Raw genomic sequence first — 14879 nt, forward strand, 5'->3', positions numbered from 1 at the left:
TTGAACGCATCGCCCCATGTTTCGCGTACGCCCCAGCCACAGGGTAACCTGGACGAGGCTGAGGCGCTCCACCAGCTCGTCCTGACCTCGCTCGACGACGATCAGGCGGTCGAGACGGTCTCGATCCCGCTCGCCGGCAAGAGCAGCATCGCCGACTATATGGTCGTGGCCTCGGGCCGCTCGACCCGTCAGGTCGCGTCGATGGCGAACAAGCTGGCCGAGAAGATCAAGGCGGAGTTCGGCCGCAATCCGCGCGTCGAAGGGCTGCCCACCGCCGACTGGGTGCTGATCGACGCCGGCGACGTGATCGTCCACTTGTTCCGGCCGGAAGTCCGCACCTTCTACAATCTCGAGCGGATGTGGGCGTTCGGGGACACGGCGCCGGTCGGCAACGCCTGAGCTTTACCGCCCGTGCTGCTGCATATCGTGGCGCGCGGGCGCATTGGGCGCGGACCTGAAGCGGAGCTGGTCGAGCGCTATCTCAAGCGCGTCACCTGGCCGCACAGGATTACCGAGCTTCCCGACACCGGGGGCAAGCTGCCCGATCTCCAGCCCGGCACGCGCCGCGTGATGCTCGACGAGAAGGGCGAGAACCTGCCCTCGCGCGTGCTCGCCGAGCGGCTCCAGGCGTGGCGTGACGACGGGGTGCGCGAGACGCGCTTCCTGATCGGCGCGGCGGACGGGTTCGGCGATGCCGAGCGGGCCGAGGCCGACCTGCTGATCGCCTTCGGCCGCGCGACCTGGCCACATCTGATGGCGCGCGCGATGCTCGCCGAGCAATTGTGGCGCGCCACCAGCATCCTTGCCAACCACCCCTATCACCGCGAAGGCTGACGGGATGCGCTGGGTCCTGACCGCCATTGCCGTCCTCCTGCTCGGACTCGCGGGCTTCACCGCGCTGCCCGCCCAGGCGCCCGACCTCGCCGCGCAGCAGGGCCAGCTCAAGGCCGCAAACCAGGCCGCCAGGGACGCCGCGGCGCGCGCCGGGCGGCTGCAACGGGCGGCGGCGGGCGAGCGCGACGAGGCGCGGCGTGCCAAGGCCCGCGAAGCCGCGGTCGCCGCGAGCATCGATGCCGCGCAAGCGCAGATCGCTGCCGCCCGTGCCCGCGTCGCGATCGTCGACCGGCTGCTCGCCGCGCAGCGCGCGCGGCTGGAGACGCAGCAGGGCCCGATCGCGCGGCTGATCGCGGCGCTCCAGTCGCTCGCGCGGCGCCCGGCGATGCTCGGGCTGCTTCAGCCGGGCTCGACCGCCGACATCGTCCATGTCCGCGCGGTGCTGGGCAGCGTCGCCCCGGTGGTGCGCGAACGCAGCGCGGGCGTCCGCGCCGAGATCGCGCGCACCCGCCGCCTGCGCGAAGGCGCGCAGATCGCCGCACGCAGCCTGGACGAAGGGCGCGAGCGCCTCGAGACCCAGCGGCTCGCGCTGGTGCGGATGGAGGCCGGGCACCGGCTGCGTGCCGCGGGCTACCGCCGTGACGCGATGTTCGAATCGGATCGCGCGCTCGCGCTCGGCGAACAGGCGCGCGACCTGGTCGAGCTGATGGACTCGCTCGGCGCCGCCGCCGAGACGCGCGAGGCGCTGGAGGCGCTGCCCGGCCCGCTGCCGCGCCCCGGCGCCGCTGGTGAGGAGGATAGACCCGCCCCGGCCCGCGCCGCGCGACAGGGACCGCCGCCCTACCGGCTCCCGGTCGCGGGCAGCATCGTCACTGGCCTCGGCGAGGTGTCCGAGGCCGGCGTGCACTCGCGCGGCCTCACGCTGTCGAGCTGGGCCGGGGCCCAGGTCGTCGCGCCCGCCGCGGGGCGGGTGATCTATGCCGGGCGCTTCCGCGGCTATGGCAATATCGTGATCCTCGACCATGGCGCCGGCTGGACCTCGCTCGTCGCGGGACTCGACCGGGTGCTGGTGCGAGTCGGCGACGCGCCGGTGCAGGGCACCCCGCTCGGCCGCGCCCCGCAGGGCGAGGCGCCGCGCATCACCGTCGAGCTGCGCCGCCAGGGCCACAGCGTGGACCTCGCGCAGTTGCTGGATTGAGAAGTCCCCCCCGTCGGGGGAGGATTTTTCCCGCCCCACCCTTGCCGCTTTGCCGCCACGGCTTTCCGGTCTATCTTGCTATCAAGCACTGCTCAGGAAGTAAGCGTATGATCCGTCCCATCCTCCAGGTCACCGCCGCGGTCGGCGCGCTGGCGCTCGTCCCGCTCACCACCGGCGCGATGGCCAGCGTCGATACCTCCAGCTACCGCGAGCTCGATGCCTTCATGGACGTCTATGCCCGGGTGAAGGCCGATTATGTCGAGAAGGTCGACGACAAGACGCTGATCAAGGGCGCGATCGACGGCATGCTCGCCAGCCTCGATCCGCACAGCTCCTATGTCGACGCGGTCGCGTTCGACAATATGCGCCTCGCCACCGAGGGCAATTACGGCGGGCTCGGCCTGTCGGTCACGATGGAGGACGGCGCGGTCAAGATCGTCACCCCGACTGAGGACACGCCGGCCTGGCGCGCCGGCCTCAAGTCGGGCGACTTCATCACGCATCTCGACGGCAAGCTGATCTATGGCGGCACGCTCGACGAGGCGATCAGCCAGATGCGCGGCGAGCCGGGCACCAAGATCACGCTGCGCATCATCCGTCCCGGCCGCGACAAGCCGTTCGACGTCACGCTGACCCGCGACACCATCGTCCAGAAGGCGGTGAAGTGGGAGGTCAAGGACGGCATCGGCATCCTCAACATCAACACCTTCAGCGCCACGACCGCGTCGGACATGCGCGCGGGCATCGCGGCGATCGAGAAGCAGCTGGGCGGCAAGCCCAAGGGCTATGTCATCGACCTGCGCGCCAATGGCGGCGGCCTGCTGACCCAGGCGATCGAGGTGACCGACGCGTTCCTGGCGCATGGCGAGATCGTCTCGCAGCGCGGTCGCGAGAAGGCCGATATCGAGCGCTGGTACGCCAAGACCGACGATCTCGCGCGCGGCCTGCCGCTGGTCGTGCTGGTTGACGCCGGCACCGCTTCGGCCTCGGAAATCGTCGCCGGCGCGCTGCAGGACCATCACCGCGCGCTGGTGCTGGGCGAGAAGACCTTCGGCAAGGGATCGGTGCAGACCTTGCTCCAGCTCGGCCCGCGCACCGCGCTGCGCCTCACCACGGCGCGCTACTACACCCCCTCGGGCCGTTCGGTGCAGGAGGGCGGGATCGAGCCCGACCTGCTGGTGCCGCAGCTTTCCGACGCCGACTACAAGACTCGGCCGGTGTTCCGCGAGGCGGACCTGCGCCGCCACCTGATCAACGAGACCAAGGTCGACAACTCGATCCTCGAGGAGGACACCAAGACCGATCCGCGCTTCGCCGCAAGCGTCGAGGATCTCAAGAAGAAGGGCGTGGAGGACTTCCAGCTCCATTATGCGCTGCAGACCATCGCACGCACCTCCGCCCCCGCGCGGATGGCGGCGGGCGGCGCGCCCAAGAGCGGCACGAAGCGCTAACCGGCGATGGCTCCCCGCCGCACCGCGCAGGCGCTCGCCCTGCTGCTCCCGCTCGGCCTGATGGCGGGGGCGCTCTACAGCCAATATGTCGGCGGGCTGTTCCCGTGCGAAATGTGCATGTGGCAGCGCTACCCGCATTATGCCGCGATCATCCTCGCCGCGCTGTCCTTCGCGGCAAAGCCGGGACGCGACGTGCTGGTGTGGCTCGCCACGCTCGCCATCGCGATCAGCGGGGCGATCGGCGCATTCCATGCCGGGGTCGAATATGGCTGGTGGGAAGGGCTCACCCGCTGCGCCACCAATTTCGGCAGCGGCAATGCCCTCGACGCGATCATGAACGCGCCTTTGGTGCGCTGCGACGTCGCGCCGTGGCATTTCCTCGGCATCTCGCTCGCCGGCTGGAACGCGATCCTTTCGCTCGGTGGTGCGTTGGTGATCGCGATGCTGATGCTCAGGAAACAGAAGCGCAGGGCGTTCGCGTGATGCGGTGGAAGCCCGGCGATCCCCGCCCCGACATCGGGTCGATGATCCGCGTCGATCAGGCGGGCGAATATGGCGCGACCCGCATCTATGCCGGGCAGCTCGCCGTGATGGGGGACCGGCACGACATGGCGCGCGCGATTTCGGGCATGGCGAACCAGGAGGAACGGCACCGCGCCTTCTTCGATGCGTTGATCGCCGAGCGCGGCGTGCGGCCGACCGCGCTGCAGCCGGTGTGGAACGCGGCGGGCTTCGCGCTGGGCGCGGCCACGGCGGCGCTCGGGCCGGCGGCGGCGATGGCCTGCACGGTGGCGGTCGAGACCGAGATCGACCTCCATTACCAGGAACAGCTCGACGCGCTGGGCGAGGATGATCCCACGCTCTCCGCGGCGGTCGCCGAATTCCGCGCCGAGGAGCTGGAGCATCGCGATTCGGCGCTGGCGGCAGGCGCGGAGACGGCGCCGGCCTATCCGCTGCTCTCGGGCGCGATCCGGCTGGCGTGCAAGGCTGCCATTGCAGCCTCGAAACGGATATAGACGCGATATGGGGCGTTAGGGGACTTGGAGTTGACGATGACGAAGACGATCCTGCTGGGCCTGACCCTCGCCGCCGCGCCGCTCGCGGCGCCGCTTCCCGCGCTCGCGCAGAATGCGGCGCAGAACGGCGTGCTCGTCATCTATGGCGACGACAAATGCCCGACCAACGCCGATGGCGATGAAGTCGTGGTCTGCGTCCGCCGCCCCGCCGAGGAGCGTTTCCGCATCCCGCAGGAGCTGCGCGACCAGGAGGTCACCCCGCAGAACGAGAGCTGGGCGGTGCGCCAGCAGGGTGCGATGTCGGTGGGCGACACCGGCATCGGCAGCTGCACCACGGTCGGCCCGGGCGGCGGGATCGGCTGTTCGACCCGCGAGATCCAGGCCGGCAAGGCCGAGGCCGATGCGCGCCGCAAGGCCGAGAAGGTCCTGCCGGACTAAGATAGATCACCCTCACCCTTCCCACCGCCTGGCGGCGTGTTCGAGCGATCGCGCTCCCAGCGCGATCTTGGCCTGCCGGGGGCAGGCCAAAGCTCGAACACCCCTTCCCTCTCCAATTGGGAGAAGGAGGGAGGCGCGAAGCGCCGGAAGGGTGAGGGCGATCAGACCAGCCACGACAACCCGCTTCCCGAGCCTTCATGCAATCATCAACATCGTCATTGATGGCCAGGAAGCGCTGGCAGGTCCCGGCGCTGCTGTTCGCGCTGGTCTGGCTGTCCTGCACCTGGTTCGGCTCCTGGGCGTTCAATCCCAACAGCGCGACGCGGCTGCTCGCCGCCACCGCGATCGTCGAGAAGGGCGATGCGCGGATCGACGATTTCGCCGACATGACGATAGACAAGGCGCTGTTCGACGGCCATTTCTACATGGACAAGGCGCCGGGCATGACGCTGATGGCGCTGCCCTGGGTGGCGCTGACCAACCACGTCACCAATAGCACTTCGTTCGACATCCCGCACCGGCTGTTCGATCCGGCCGCGGAGGATTTCCTGCGGCTGCGCCTGCGTGTCGCGGTCGCCTTCACCAGCGCGATCCTGACCGCGCTGGCGGCGATCGCGCTGCTCGACCTCGGCACCGGCCTCACCGGCAGCCGCGCTGCCGGGCTGTTCGGCGCGGTGGGGTTCGCCTTTGGCACGACGATGTGGGGCTGGAGCACCACCTATTTCGGCCATGCGCCGACCACCGCGCTGATCGCCATCGCGCTGTGGTCGGTGTGGCGCGGGACCAGTGGGGGATCGCCGGGACGGCATGCGCTGATCGCCGGGCTCGCGCTCGGCTGGGCGGTGGTGATCGAGCACACCGCGATCCTCACCGGCGCGCCGGTCGCGCTCTGGGCGCTGTGGCGCATCCGCGGCTGGGAAGCACAGCGGCTGTGGCGCACGATCGGCCTCGCGCTCGCCGGCGGTATCGTCGCGGCGATCCCGCTGCTCGCCTACAACCTCGCCGTGTTCGGCCATCCCTTCCAGACCGGCTATTCGGGCGTGGTCGGTTTCGAGGGGATGCGGCAGGGATTGTTCGGTCTGACCTATCCCAAGCTCGACGTGCTGTGGCAGATCCTCGGCGGCAAAAGGCGGGGCATGGTATGGGTGGCACCGGTGCTGGTGCTCGCCCCCTTCGGTATCTGGACGTTGCTGCGCACCCCCCGGACGCGCGACATCGGCGCGGTAGCGGCGGCGGGTGCGGTGGTCGCGTTCCTCTATCACGCCGCCTATGTCTATTGGGACGGCGGCAACTCGACCGGGCCGCGCCACGCGCTCCCCGCGGTCGCCTATCTCGCCATCGGTCTCGCCGCCTTCTGGAGCGGCGCCAACCGCTTCGAGGAATGGCTGGGCGGCGGCTTCCTCATCGCGAGCGTCGCGATCAACCTCGCCATCGCCGCAGCCGAGGTGCAGGCGCCGCATTTCTACCCCGCACCGGTGACGCAGCACATCATCCCCAAATTCCTCGCCGGCGATATCCGGACGATTCCCAACGAGTTCTGGGGCTGGTCGTCCTGGGCCGGGCTCGGCCTTTACCTGTTGCTCGCTGGACTGCTGGCGGCGCTGCTGGCGCGGGCATGGCGGCGGGAGGGGCAAGTCGCTGAAACAGCGTGAGAATGATTCGCGGCTGAAACCTCGCCTCTCCTGACCAGTTGAAACGCCAAAGGAGAATTTCCGATGGCCGACGACCGTATCTTCGCAGACCTCAAGCGCGACCACGATCGCCAGCGCAAGCTGCTCGACGCGATCGGCGAAACCAGCGGCGACAGTGCGGAACGCCGCACCCTGTTCGAGGAACTGCGCCTTGAGCTGCAGGCGCACGCCGCGGCCGAGGAGGAATCGCTCTACGCGACGATGCTCGCCAACCCCGAGCTGCGCGACGATGCTCGCCATTCGGTGTCCGAGCACAAGGAGGTCGACGACATGCTCGGCGAGCTGGTCGAGATGGACATGAGCTCGACCGGCTGGCTCACCCGCTTCAAGACGATGCGTGACCGCTACCTCCACCATATCGACGAGGAGGAGGAAGAGATGTTCCCGGCGGCGGCCAAGGACCTCGACGAGGAAACCAAGGCGCGGCTCGCCGCGGTGTTCGAGAAGCGCAAGCCCAAGGAGCTCGAACGCGCCGAGGATGAGCTGCCGGGCGACGCGCGTGCGTAACTGACAGGCATGTTAATGGCTGGACGGGCGCTGCGGACCGGGTAAGCTGGGCGGAAAACAGGAGAGGCCCATGATCCGCACCGCTGCCGCGGCCACCGTGCTGCTTGCCTTTGCGTCGCCCACCGCGCTCGCCAAGACGATCGACGTCCCCGCCGGCCCCAACGCGCAGGAGCGGCTGCAGGAGGCGCTGCTCGACGCCAAGCCGGGCGACACCGTCCAGATCGGCCCCGGCCGCTTCGAGCTGACCGACGGTCTCAGCCTCGATGTCGACAAGGTGACGGTGCGCGGCGCCGGGCCGGACAAGACCGTGCTGAGCTTCAAGGGCCAGCTCGGCGCGGGCGAGGGGCTGCTCGTCACCTCCGACGACGTCGTGCTGCGCGGCTTCGCGGTCGAGGACAGCAAGGGCGACGGGATCAAGTCGAAGGAGGCGAATCGCATCGTCTATAAGGACATCCGAGTCGAATGGACCGGCGGGCCCAAGGCGACCAACGGCGCTTATGGCGTCTATCCCGTTTCCAGCCACACCATCCTGGTCGATGGCGTCACGGTGAAGGGCGCGTCGGACGCCGGCATCTATGTCGGCCAGTCCGAGCGGATCGTGGTGCGCAACTCAACCGTCTCGCAGAACGTCGCGGGGATCGAGATCGAGAACAGCAACATGGCCGACGTCCATGGCAACACCGCCACGGGCAATACCGGCGGCATCCTGGTGTTCGACCTGCCCAACCTGCCGCGCATGAACGGCGGCCGGGTGCGCGTGTTCGGCAACAAGGTGTTCGCCAACGACACCCCGAACTTCGCGCCCAAGGGCAATATCGTCGCGACCGTACCCAAGGGCACCGGCGTGCTGGTGATGGCCAATGACGGCGTCCACGTGTTCGACAACGACCTGTCGGAGAACGCCACGGCGAACGTCATGATCATTTCCTACCGCCCCAAGTTCGAGGACGCGAAGTACAACCCCTATCCGCGCCGCATCATCGTGTCGGGCAACCGCCATGGCCGCGCCGGCTTTGCGCCGGATGTCCCGAGCGGCGGATTCCTCACCGCGGCGTTCGGCGGCGCGGCCCCGCCGGTCTGGTGGGACGGCACCGGCAAGGCGGACGAGCTCGGCCTGCGCGTCGCCGACGCGGTGCCGGTGCTCGGCCTCGGCCTCGCGCTCGGTGCGCCGGTCGAGAGCGCCAAGCCGTCCAAGGTCGAGCTGAACGCCCCCGACCTGCCCCAGCCCGCCGCGGTGGTGCTGCCGGCGGAGATGGAGGCCGCCGCCAAGTGAAGCGGCTGGGGCCGGTGCTGCTAGGGCTCGCGGTGCTCGGCTTCGCCGCCGCCGCGGCGCGCCCCTCGCCACAGGTCAACGACACAGCGATCACCGCGGAGGGCTATCCGGCGAAGCTCTCCGACTATGGCTTCTTCGCCGATCTGACCAAGCGCACCCCCGCGCCGCGCGTCACCGGCTACGACCTCGAAACCGCGCTCTTCTCCGACTACACCGTGAAGCAGCGCTTCATCTACGTCCCCGCGGGCGCGACGGCGAAATACGACCCCGCCAAGGCGTTCGACTTCCCCGTCGGCACCGCGCTCATCAAGACCTTCGGCTATGGCGAGGGCGCTTCGTTCAAGCCCCTCGAAACCCGATTGCTGCTGCGCCGCGCCGCGGGCTGGGTCGCGATCCCCTATGTCTGGAACGCCGAAGGCACCGACGCGGTGCTCAAACGCGCGGGAACCCGCCTCGCGGTCGCCTTCACCGATCCCTCGGGCAAGCCGCGCCAGATCAGCTACGCCGTGCCCAACCAGAACCAGTGCAAGGACTGCCATGCGCTGTCCGGCCAGATCACCCCGATCGGCGCCAAGGCACGCTACCTCAACCATGGTGGCCAGCTGCAGAAGCTCGCCGCCGCCGGCCTGCTCGATCGCGCGCCCGCGGATGCCCCGCGCGTCGCGCGCTGGGACGACACCAAGGCCCCGCTCGAAGCCCGCGCTCGCGCCTATCTCGAGATCAACTGCGCGCATTGCCACAACCCGGCGGGCGCGGCGTCCAACTCCGGCCTGTTCCTTGAGCTCGACCGCAAGGAGGCGGTGACGATCGGCATCGGCAAGCGCCCGGTCGCGGCGGGACGCGGCAGCGGCGGACGCGAGTTCGCGATTGCGCCGGGCGACGCCGAGGCGTCGATTCTGATCTACCGCCTGCGCAGCACCGATCCCGGCATCGCCATGCCCGAGCTTGGCCGCGCCACCGCGCATGACGAAGGCATCGCCCTGCTCTCGCAATGGATCGATTCGATGCCCGCGCGTTGAACAACCGTGCGCATCGTCGCGCACGGGAGACGGTGATGGCGAAGAGGGCAGGCGCGGCGCCAGGTGCCAACAGCGAACTCGCATGGGAGGCCCTGCGCGACGAAGCGGCCGCCTGCACCCGCTGCCGTCTCTACAAGCACGCGACCCAGACCGTGTTCGGCGAAGGCCCGGTCGACGCCCCGCTGATGCTGGTCGGTGAGCAGCCCGGCGACCAGGAGGACTTGCAGGGCCGCCCGTTCGTCGGTCCGGCGGGGCAAATGCTCGACCGCGCGCTCGCCGATGCCGGGATCGACCGCGACAAGGCCTACCTCACCAACGCGGTCAAGCATTTCAAGTTCGAGCCGCGCGGCAAACGCCGCATCCACGCCAAGCCCGATGCCGGCGAGATCAGCGCGTGCCGCTGGTGGATCGAGCAGGAGTTGCTGCTGGTTCGCCCCAAGGTGATCGTCGCGCTCGGCGCGACCGCGGCGCGCGCGTTGCTCGGCAAGGTGATGACGATCAGCCGCTCACGCGGCACCCCGCATCCGCTCGCCGAGGGCGGCGAAGGCTGGGTCACCGTCCACCCGAGCTATCTGCTGCGCATCCCCGAAGCCGAGCGCAAGGCCGAGGAATATGACCGCTTCGTCGCCGATCTCAGCGCGGCAGCGGCGCGAATCACAGCTTCTTCTTGAGCGCCGCCAACGCCGCGAACGGCCCGGCCTCGTTCTCGCTCAGCACGCCGGCTTCGCGCAGCACGGCCTCCGCGCCGGGGCTGCGCGGGAAGGGATCGAGCGCCAGCGCCAGCGTTTCCGCCGCTGCCTCGCCCAGGTCGATCGCGCCGCCGGTGTAGAAGACGGTGTCGCAATCATCCGCGCTCAGCTCGATCTCGTCGCCGCTCCCGCTGCCCTCGGGGAGGAAGCGGATCGCGAAATCCTCCTCGATCTTCGCCGGGACCGGATCGCCGGTGACGCCGCACGCCTGCACCACCGCGCCCGAGAGATGCCCGCGTGCGAAAATCCCGGCGGCGTCGCGCCGCACCGCATAATCCGCCGCGAGCCGGTCGACCGCAATCAGCCCGAAGCGCCGCGCGAGCGCCTTGCGCTCCTCCGCGTCTGCCGCGATCGCGACGCGGCTCTCGCCCGCGCCGATCGTGTCGAGCCGGTGGGGACGGGCGAATTCGGGAGTCATGCCGGCAGCCGTCCCGCCATCAGCGCGTCGAACTCGACTCCGGCGAGCGCGGCATGCAGCCTGCGCAGCTCGCCCGCGCCATGCGCCAGCGCCGCCTCGCCGGGATGCTCGGCGCGGTAGAGGTTGCGCAGCAGCGCGTCCTCGAAGCTGCCCTTCCCCTCGATCAGCGCCTCGCGATAGGCGCCGAGGCGGCCGCCGAGCAGCCCCATCATCTTGCCCATGCGCTTGCCGACCACGACGTCGCCGATGCCGATCTGGCGCAGCTGGCCGTCCATGTCGTCGACGAAGCACTCGATCAGCCGCGCCGTCGCTTCGGCGGCGGTCGGCTCGGCTTCCAGCCGCAGCAGCACGATCGCCAGCACGCTCGCGATCGCGTCGAAACGGCCGTTCACCGTGTCCGGCACCCCGCCCGCCTCGTACCAATGCGCCTCGCGACCGCGCGCGACGATGGCCTGATACAGCGCCGCCGCGGGATTTTCCGCCTTGCGTCCGGCCAGCCGTTGCCACAATCCCATGTTCTAACTCCTCGCCACGCTTGTTTGCGCGGGGTTGCCCGCATATTGAGGCGAATGGCCTGCGATGCAATCCGCAGGAATCTGCCCGCCTTGGGAGAGTGAGTTTGATGATTTCCGCCCGTGTCCTTCTTGCCGCCGCTTCCGGTATCGCGCTGCTCGGCGCCGGTGCGTGCGCACCGCTCCGCGGCTATCAGGGCTATGTCGTCGATGCCGATCTGGTGAACTCGGTGCAGCCCGGCGTGGACAATCGCGAATCGGTGCTGGCGACGCTCGGCAAGCCGACGCTGACCAGCCAGTTCAACCAGGGCGAATGGTATTATATCGGGCGCAACACCCGCAATTATGCCTACAATAACCCCAAGCCGCGCGCGCAGACCACGCTGCGCATCCGCTTTGACGCGCAGGGCAACGTCACCGAGGTGTCGCGCACCGGCGTCGAGCAGGTCGCGTCGATCAACCCGTCGAACAAGAAGACCCCGACGCTCGGCCGCGACCGCGGCTTCTTCGAGGATCTGTTCGGCAATATCGGCACGGTCGGCGCGCCCGGCACCGGGCCCGGCCCGAGCGGCGGCCCCTGATCGCCTGGGTCCCAGACCTACGGCTTTCATTTCGCTGACAGATTCATTCCCGCGCCGTTCAGTCGCGCAGGGATAGCTTTTCCTTCACGCCGGTTGATCCGGCATGAGAACAAGGAGGAGCTGTGATGAAGAAGAAGCTCATATTGACCGCGCTGATCGCCGCCGTGGCGATGCCGACGATGGCTGCGGCGCCTGCCGCTGCCCAGTCGCAGCGCGAGCTGCGCCGCGATCGCCAGGAGATCCGCGAGGAGCAGCGTGAACTGGAGCGCGCCAAGCGTTATGGCACCCGCCGCGACGTGCGCGAGGAGCGCCGTGACGTCCGCGACGCCCGCCGCGAGTATCGCGAGGACCTGTCCGACCGTAACCGCCGCTGGGGCAATGACGACTGGCGCGGCTGGCGCGACCGCAATCGCGGCATCTATGCCCGCGGCAGCTGGCGTGCGCCGTTCCGCTACAACGGCTTCCGTGCCGGCGTGCGCATCGCGCCGCACTATTATGGCAGCCGCTACTACATCAGCGATCCGTGGCGTTATCGCCTGCCCCCCGCGGGCCGCTGGCAGCGCTGGGTGCGTCACTATGACGACATGCTGCTGGTCGACACGCGCCGCGGCATCGTGGTCCGGGTGATCCGCAACTTCTTCTGGTAAGCCAGAGGAATCGCCAAAAAGATGGCCGCGCCGGCGGGTTACGCTGCCGGCGCGGCCGAACGGTTTCGGTCCCGAAAGGGTTTAGGACCAATCGCCGCAACGCGCGGGAATCGTTTTGGTTCGATTCACCCTTCGCGTGCGGCCGGTGCTGGGCTCCTTTCCCCCGAAGCCGTGTCCCTGTGGCAACATTTTGTGGGGCACGGCGGGAAAGCGCCCGGCATCGTATCCCTGCTATGCGGGCTCAGCGCACCGTGAACAGCACCTGATCGACCACTCGCCCGCCCGGGTCGACCAACCGCAGGCGATGCCGCCCGGGCCCCGCCAGCACCATCGGCCGCGCATCCGCCGCACCCAGATCGCGCCCGTCGAGCTCGAGCCGGTGCCCCGTGACTTCGCCCGACGCCGAGATCGCCATGCGCTGGCGCTCGACCGGGATGTCGGGATCGAGCGCATAGACGCTGCCCGACACCGGGCTGACGATGCGCGGGCGGCGCGAGGCGGGGGGCGCGACGGCAATCTCGCTCATCCCCGTACCGGCAAGGAAATATTCGCGACGCGGCTGCTCGATATTGTTCGCGAAGCGGATCGCGCGCTCCTCGATCCCCTGCGGCCGTGCGGGCGCCCGCCCCGGCTGGCCGGCATGCAGCGCCATCATCACGTCGCGCCACACCGGCGCCGCGCCGCTGGTGCCGGAGACCGCGCGCATCGGATCGCCCTCGAGATTCCCGACCCACACGCCGACGGTGTAGCGGTCGGTGAAGCCGATGCACCAATTGTCGCGCATCGCCTTCGACGTCCCCGTCTTCACCGCCGCCCAGAAGGGCAGGCGCAGCGCCGAATCCATGCCGAAGGTGCTCGCCCGCGCATTGGGATCGGCGAGCATGTCGGCGACCAGCCACGCGGCCTGCGGGGTGGTGGTGGCGCGCGGCGCCTCGGCCTTGGCGTCCTTGCGCACATGCAGCGGCGACCAGCGCCCGCCGAGCGCGAGGCTGCGATAGGCCGCCACCTGCTCGACCAAGGTCACCTCGGCCGAGCCGAGCGCGAGGCTGTAGCCATAATATTCGCCGCTCTCGGTGAGGCCGCGATAGCCTGTATCCCAGAGGCGATCGCGGAACGGCTCGACCCCGGTGAGCAGCAGCGTGCGCACCGCCGGCACGTTGAGCGACCCCGCCAGCGCCGCCCGCGCACTGACCGGCCCCTTGAACGCGCGGTCGTAATTCTGCGGCACATAGAGCCCCGAGGCGGTGTCGAGCTGGACCGGCGAATCGTCGAGGATCGAGGCCGGCGTCAGATAGCCCTTCTCCAGCCCCAGCGCGTAGAGGAAGGGTTTCAGCGTCGATCCCGCCTGCCGGTAACTGTTCGCGCCGTCGACCGAGGGCGCGGTCGAGGACCCGCCGATCCCGCCGACCCAGGCAAGGATCTCGCCGGTGCGGTTGTCCGCCACCACCACCGCCCCGTCGCGCGCCCGCGTCCCGCCCAGCCCTTGCAGCTGCCGCCGCAATGCGCGGGTCGCGAGCCGCTGGATGCGCGCGTCGATCGTGGTCTCGACGCGCAGCCCCGGCTCGGTCAGCAGCTGGTTGGCGAGATGCGGCGCGAGGCCGGGATCGAGCGCAAGGCTGCGCGCCGGGCCGAGCATCGAGGCGGCGGCGCCCGGGAAGCGGCTGCAATCGCTTTCGCGTGAGAGGGCACAGGCGCGGCGCGCGACCTCCGCCGCGCCCGCTGCCGGATTGGGCAACAACGCCGCGAGCAGCAGCCCGTCGTCGCGAGTCAGCGCCTCGGGGGTTTTGCCGAACAGCCCCAGCGCCGCCGCGCCGATCCCCTGCGCCTCGCCGCGAAAGCCCGCGAGGTTGAGATAGGCCTCGAGGATCTGGTCCTTGCTCCACCCTCGTTCGAGCGCCGCCCCGGCGCGCATCTGGCGCAATTTGTCGAGCAGCCCGCGCGATCCCGGCGCCGACAGCCCGGGCGCGAGATAGGCCGCCACCTGCATCGACAGCGTCGAGGCGCCACGCGCGCGCTTGCCTTCGATGCGGTCGCGCATCGATCCGGCGACCGACCACCAGTCGATCCCGTCATGGTCGCGAAAGCGCTTGTCCTCGGCCGCGACCAGCGCCTCGACCGCCGCCGGCGCGACCTCGTCGAGCGGCATCCACCCCAGCCGCCGCGCCTGGAAATCGACTCGCGCCGAATCGAGCAGCCTTCCCTCGCGATCGTAGAGCCAAGCCTCGGACGGTTTCCACGCCGCGACGGTCGCATCAGGACCGGGAAGCCGCGGCGGGCGCGTGGCATAATCAGCGGCGGCATAGAGCGCGCCGAGGCTCAGTACCGCGGCGATGACGAGGCGAGGGCCGGTCCACCACGCACGATGCGTGGGGGCCTCGGCGATTGCCCAGAGGCCGCGGACACGTTGCCAGAAGCGAGCCAGGCCAGTCATCCCAAAACCCGTCACCCCGGCCTTGTGCCGGGGTCCACCGAGAGACAAGCGCTGGGCGCAAGGCTCCCGCCCATCGCGCGGGGAGCCGTGGACCCCGGCACAAGGCCGGGGTGA

16 protein-coding genes and 1 pseudogene are annotated in these 14879 nt (G+C 69.7%); 14 read left to right on the forward strand and 3 right to left on the reverse strand.

The window, feature by feature from the left end; genetic code table 11:
* From rsfS to OK349_RS10485, 12 genes and pseudogenes are all read left to right on the forward strand, one after another.
* On the forward strand, nucleotides 1–399 hold the full coding sequence (gene rsfS / locus OK349_RS10430) for a ribosome silencing factor (RefSeq protein WP_372340549.1): 399 nt from the start codon (nucleotides 1–3) through the stop codon (nucleotides 397–399).
* A 12-nt stretch (nucleotides 400–411) separates the two neighbouring features.
* Entirely contained in the window at nucleotides 412–834 is a 423-nt protein-coding gene (locus tag OK349_RS10435; protein ID WP_265117745.1) for a 23S rRNA (pseudouridine(1915)-N(3))-methyltransferase RlmH, read from the forward strand.
* A gap of 4 nt (nucleotides 835–838) precedes the next feature.
* Complete coding sequence (locus OK349_RS10440; protein ID WP_265117746.1) at nucleotides 839–2032, forward strand: murein hydrolase activator EnvC family protein; 1194 nt, start codon at nucleotides 839–841, stop codon at nucleotides 2030–2032.
* A gap of 107 nt (nucleotides 2033–2139) precedes the next feature.
* The gene (locus tag OK349_RS10445) at nucleotides 2140–3483 is read left to right on the forward strand and encodes a S41 family peptidase (RefSeq protein WP_265117747.1); all 1344 of its coding nucleotides are present in this window, start codon (nucleotides 2140–2142) and stop codon (nucleotides 3481–3483) included.
* A gap of 6 nt (nucleotides 3484–3489) precedes the next feature.
* Nucleotides 3490–3966, forward strand: coding sequence for a disulfide bond formation protein B (locus tag OK349_RS10450; RefSeq protein WP_265117748.1), 477 nt, complete (start codon nucleotides 3490–3492; stop codon nucleotides 3964–3966).
* Complete coding sequence (locus OK349_RS10455; protein ID WP_265117749.1) at nucleotides 3966–4499, forward strand: demethoxyubiquinone hydroxylase family protein; 534 nt, start codon at nucleotides 3966–3968, stop codon at nucleotides 4497–4499. The genes OK349_RS10450 and OK349_RS10455 overlap by 1 nt, the downstream gene beginning before the upstream one ends.
* A 36-nt stretch (nucleotides 4500–4535) precedes the next feature.
* A complete protein-coding gene (locus tag OK349_RS10460; protein ID WP_265117750.1) occupies nucleotides 4536–4937 on the forward strand; it encodes a hypothetical protein in 402 nt (133 codons plus the stop codon).
* Between the two features lie 221 nt (nucleotides 4938–5158).
* Nucleotides 5159–6589, forward strand: a complete 1431-nt coding sequence (locus OK349_RS10465; protein WP_265117751.1) for a hypothetical protein — start codon at nucleotides 5159–5161, stop codon at nucleotides 6587–6589.
* 63 nt (nucleotides 6590–6652) lie between these two features.
* A complete protein-coding gene (locus OK349_RS10470; protein ID WP_265117752.1) occupies nucleotides 6653–7135 on the forward strand; it encodes a hemerythrin domain-containing protein in 483 nt (160 codons plus the stop codon).
* Nucleotides 7136–7205: 70 nt separating this feature from the next.
* On the forward strand, nucleotides 7206–8408 hold the full coding sequence (locus OK349_RS10475) for a parallel beta-helix domain-containing protein (RefSeq protein WP_265117753.1): 1203 nt from the start codon (nucleotides 7206–7208) through the stop codon (nucleotides 8406–8408).
* Nucleotides 8405–9427: an SO2930 family diheme c-type cytochrome gene (locus tag OK349_RS10480; protein ID WP_265117754.1), complete on the forward strand. Its 1023-nt coding sequence runs from the start codon at nucleotides 8405–8407 to the stop codon at nucleotides 9425–9427. The genes OK349_RS10475 and OK349_RS10480 overlap by 4 nt, the downstream gene beginning before the upstream one ends.
* Nucleotides 9428–9435: 8 nt before the next feature.
* Nucleotides 9436–10098 (forward strand): annotated as a pseudogene (locus OK349_RS10485) (UdgX family uracil-DNA binding protein); the annotation flags it as partial.
* Here the strand turns inward: OK349_RS10485 and OK349_RS10490 are convergent.
* Together OK349_RS10490 and OK349_RS10495 are read right to left on the reverse strand one after the other, a co-directional pair.
* A complete protein-coding gene (locus tag OK349_RS10490; protein WP_265117755.1) occupies nucleotides 10082–10594 on the reverse strand; it encodes a DUF177 domain-containing protein in 513 nt (170 codons plus the stop codon). The pseudogene OK349_RS10485 and the gene OK349_RS10490 overlap by 17 nt on opposite strands.
* The gene (locus tag OK349_RS10495; protein ID WP_265117756.1) at nucleotides 10591–11109 is read right to left on the reverse strand and encodes a ubiquinol-cytochrome C chaperone family protein; all 519 of its coding nucleotides are present in this window, start codon (nucleotides 11107–11109) and stop codon (nucleotides 10591–10593) included. The genes OK349_RS10490 and OK349_RS10495 overlap by 4 nt, the downstream gene beginning before the upstream one ends.
* 107 nt (nucleotides 11110–11216) lie before the next feature.
* On the opposite strand from OK349_RS10495, the gene OK349_RS10500 reads away from it, so the two are divergent.
* A complete protein-coding gene (locus OK349_RS10500; protein ID WP_265117757.1) occupies nucleotides 11217–11687 on the forward strand; it encodes an outer membrane protein assembly factor BamE in 471 nt (156 codons plus the stop codon).
* A gap of 125 nt (nucleotides 11688–11812) precedes the next feature.
* Nucleotides 11813–12334, forward strand: coding sequence for an RcnB family protein (locus tag OK349_RS10505; RefSeq protein ID WP_265117758.1), 522 nt, complete (start codon nucleotides 11813–11815; stop codon nucleotides 12332–12334).
* Between the two features lie 241 nt (nucleotides 12335–12575).
* Here the strand turns inward: OK349_RS10505 and pbpC are convergent, their stop codons facing one another.
* Nucleotides 12576–14765 carry a penicillin-binding protein 1C gene (pbpC, locus tag OK349_RS10510; RefSeq protein ID WP_265117759.1) on the reverse strand — a complete coding sequence of 730 codons (2190 nt, stop codon included), beginning with the start codon at nucleotides 14763–14765 and terminating at the stop codon, nucleotides 12576–12578.
* Nucleotides 14766–14879: the final 114 nt, after the last annotated feature.

Origin of the sequence: Sphingomonas sp. BT-65, assembly GCF_026107375.2 — a bacterium.
Lineage (GTDB): Bacteria > Pseudomonadota > Alphaproteobacteria > Sphingomonadales > Sphingomonadaceae > Sphingomonas.

Coding starts and splice junctions, on each gene's coding strand:
- OK349_RS10440 (WP_265117746.1), top strand. CDS start 839: ATGCGCTGGGTCCTGACCGCCATTGCCGTCCTCCTGCTCGGACTCGCG.
- OK349_RS10445 (WP_265117747.1), top strand. CDS start 2,140: ATGATCCGTCCCATCCTCCAGGTCACCGCCGCGGTCGGCGCGCTGGCG.
- OK349_RS10450 (WP_265117748.1), top strand. CDS start 3,490: ATGGCTCCCCGCCGCACCGCGCAGGCGCTCGCCCTGCTGCTCCCGCTC.
- OK349_RS10455 (WP_265117749.1), top strand. CDS start 3,966: ATGCGGTGGAAGCCCGGCGATCCCCGCCCCGACATCGGGTCGATGATC.
- OK349_RS10460 (WP_265117750.1), top strand. CDS start 4,536: ATGACGAAGACGATCCTGCTGGGCCTGACCCTCGCCGCCGCGCCGCTC.
- OK349_RS10465 (WP_265117751.1), top strand. CDS start 5,159: ATGGCCAGGAAGCGCTGGCAGGTCCCGGCGCTGCTGTTCGCGCTGGTC.
- OK349_RS10470 (WP_265117752.1), top strand. CDS start 6,653: ATGGCCGACGACCGTATCTTCGCAGACCTCAAGCGCGACCACGATCGC.
- OK349_RS10475 (WP_265117753.1), top strand. CDS start 7,206: ATGATCCGCACCGCTGCCGCGGCCACCGTGCTGCTTGCCTTTGCGTCG.
- OK349_RS10490 (WP_265117755.1), bottom strand. CDS start 10,594: ATGACTCCCGAATTCGCCCGTCCCCACCGGCTCGACACGATCGGCGCG.
- OK349_RS10495 (WP_265117756.1), bottom strand. CDS start 11,109: ATGGGATTGTGGCAACGGCTGGCCGGACGCAAGGCGGAAAATCCCGCG.
- OK349_RS10500 (WP_265117757.1), top strand. CDS start 11,217: ATGATTTCCGCCCGTGTCCTTCTTGCCGCCGCTTCCGGTATCGCGCTG.
- OK349_RS10505 (WP_265117758.1), top strand. CDS start 11,813: ATGAAGAAGAAGCTCATATTGACCGCGCTGATCGCCGCCGTGGCGATG.
- pbpC (WP_265117759.1), bottom strand. CDS start 14,765: ATGACTGGCCTGGCTCGCTTCTGGCAACGTGTCCGCGGCCTCTGGGCA.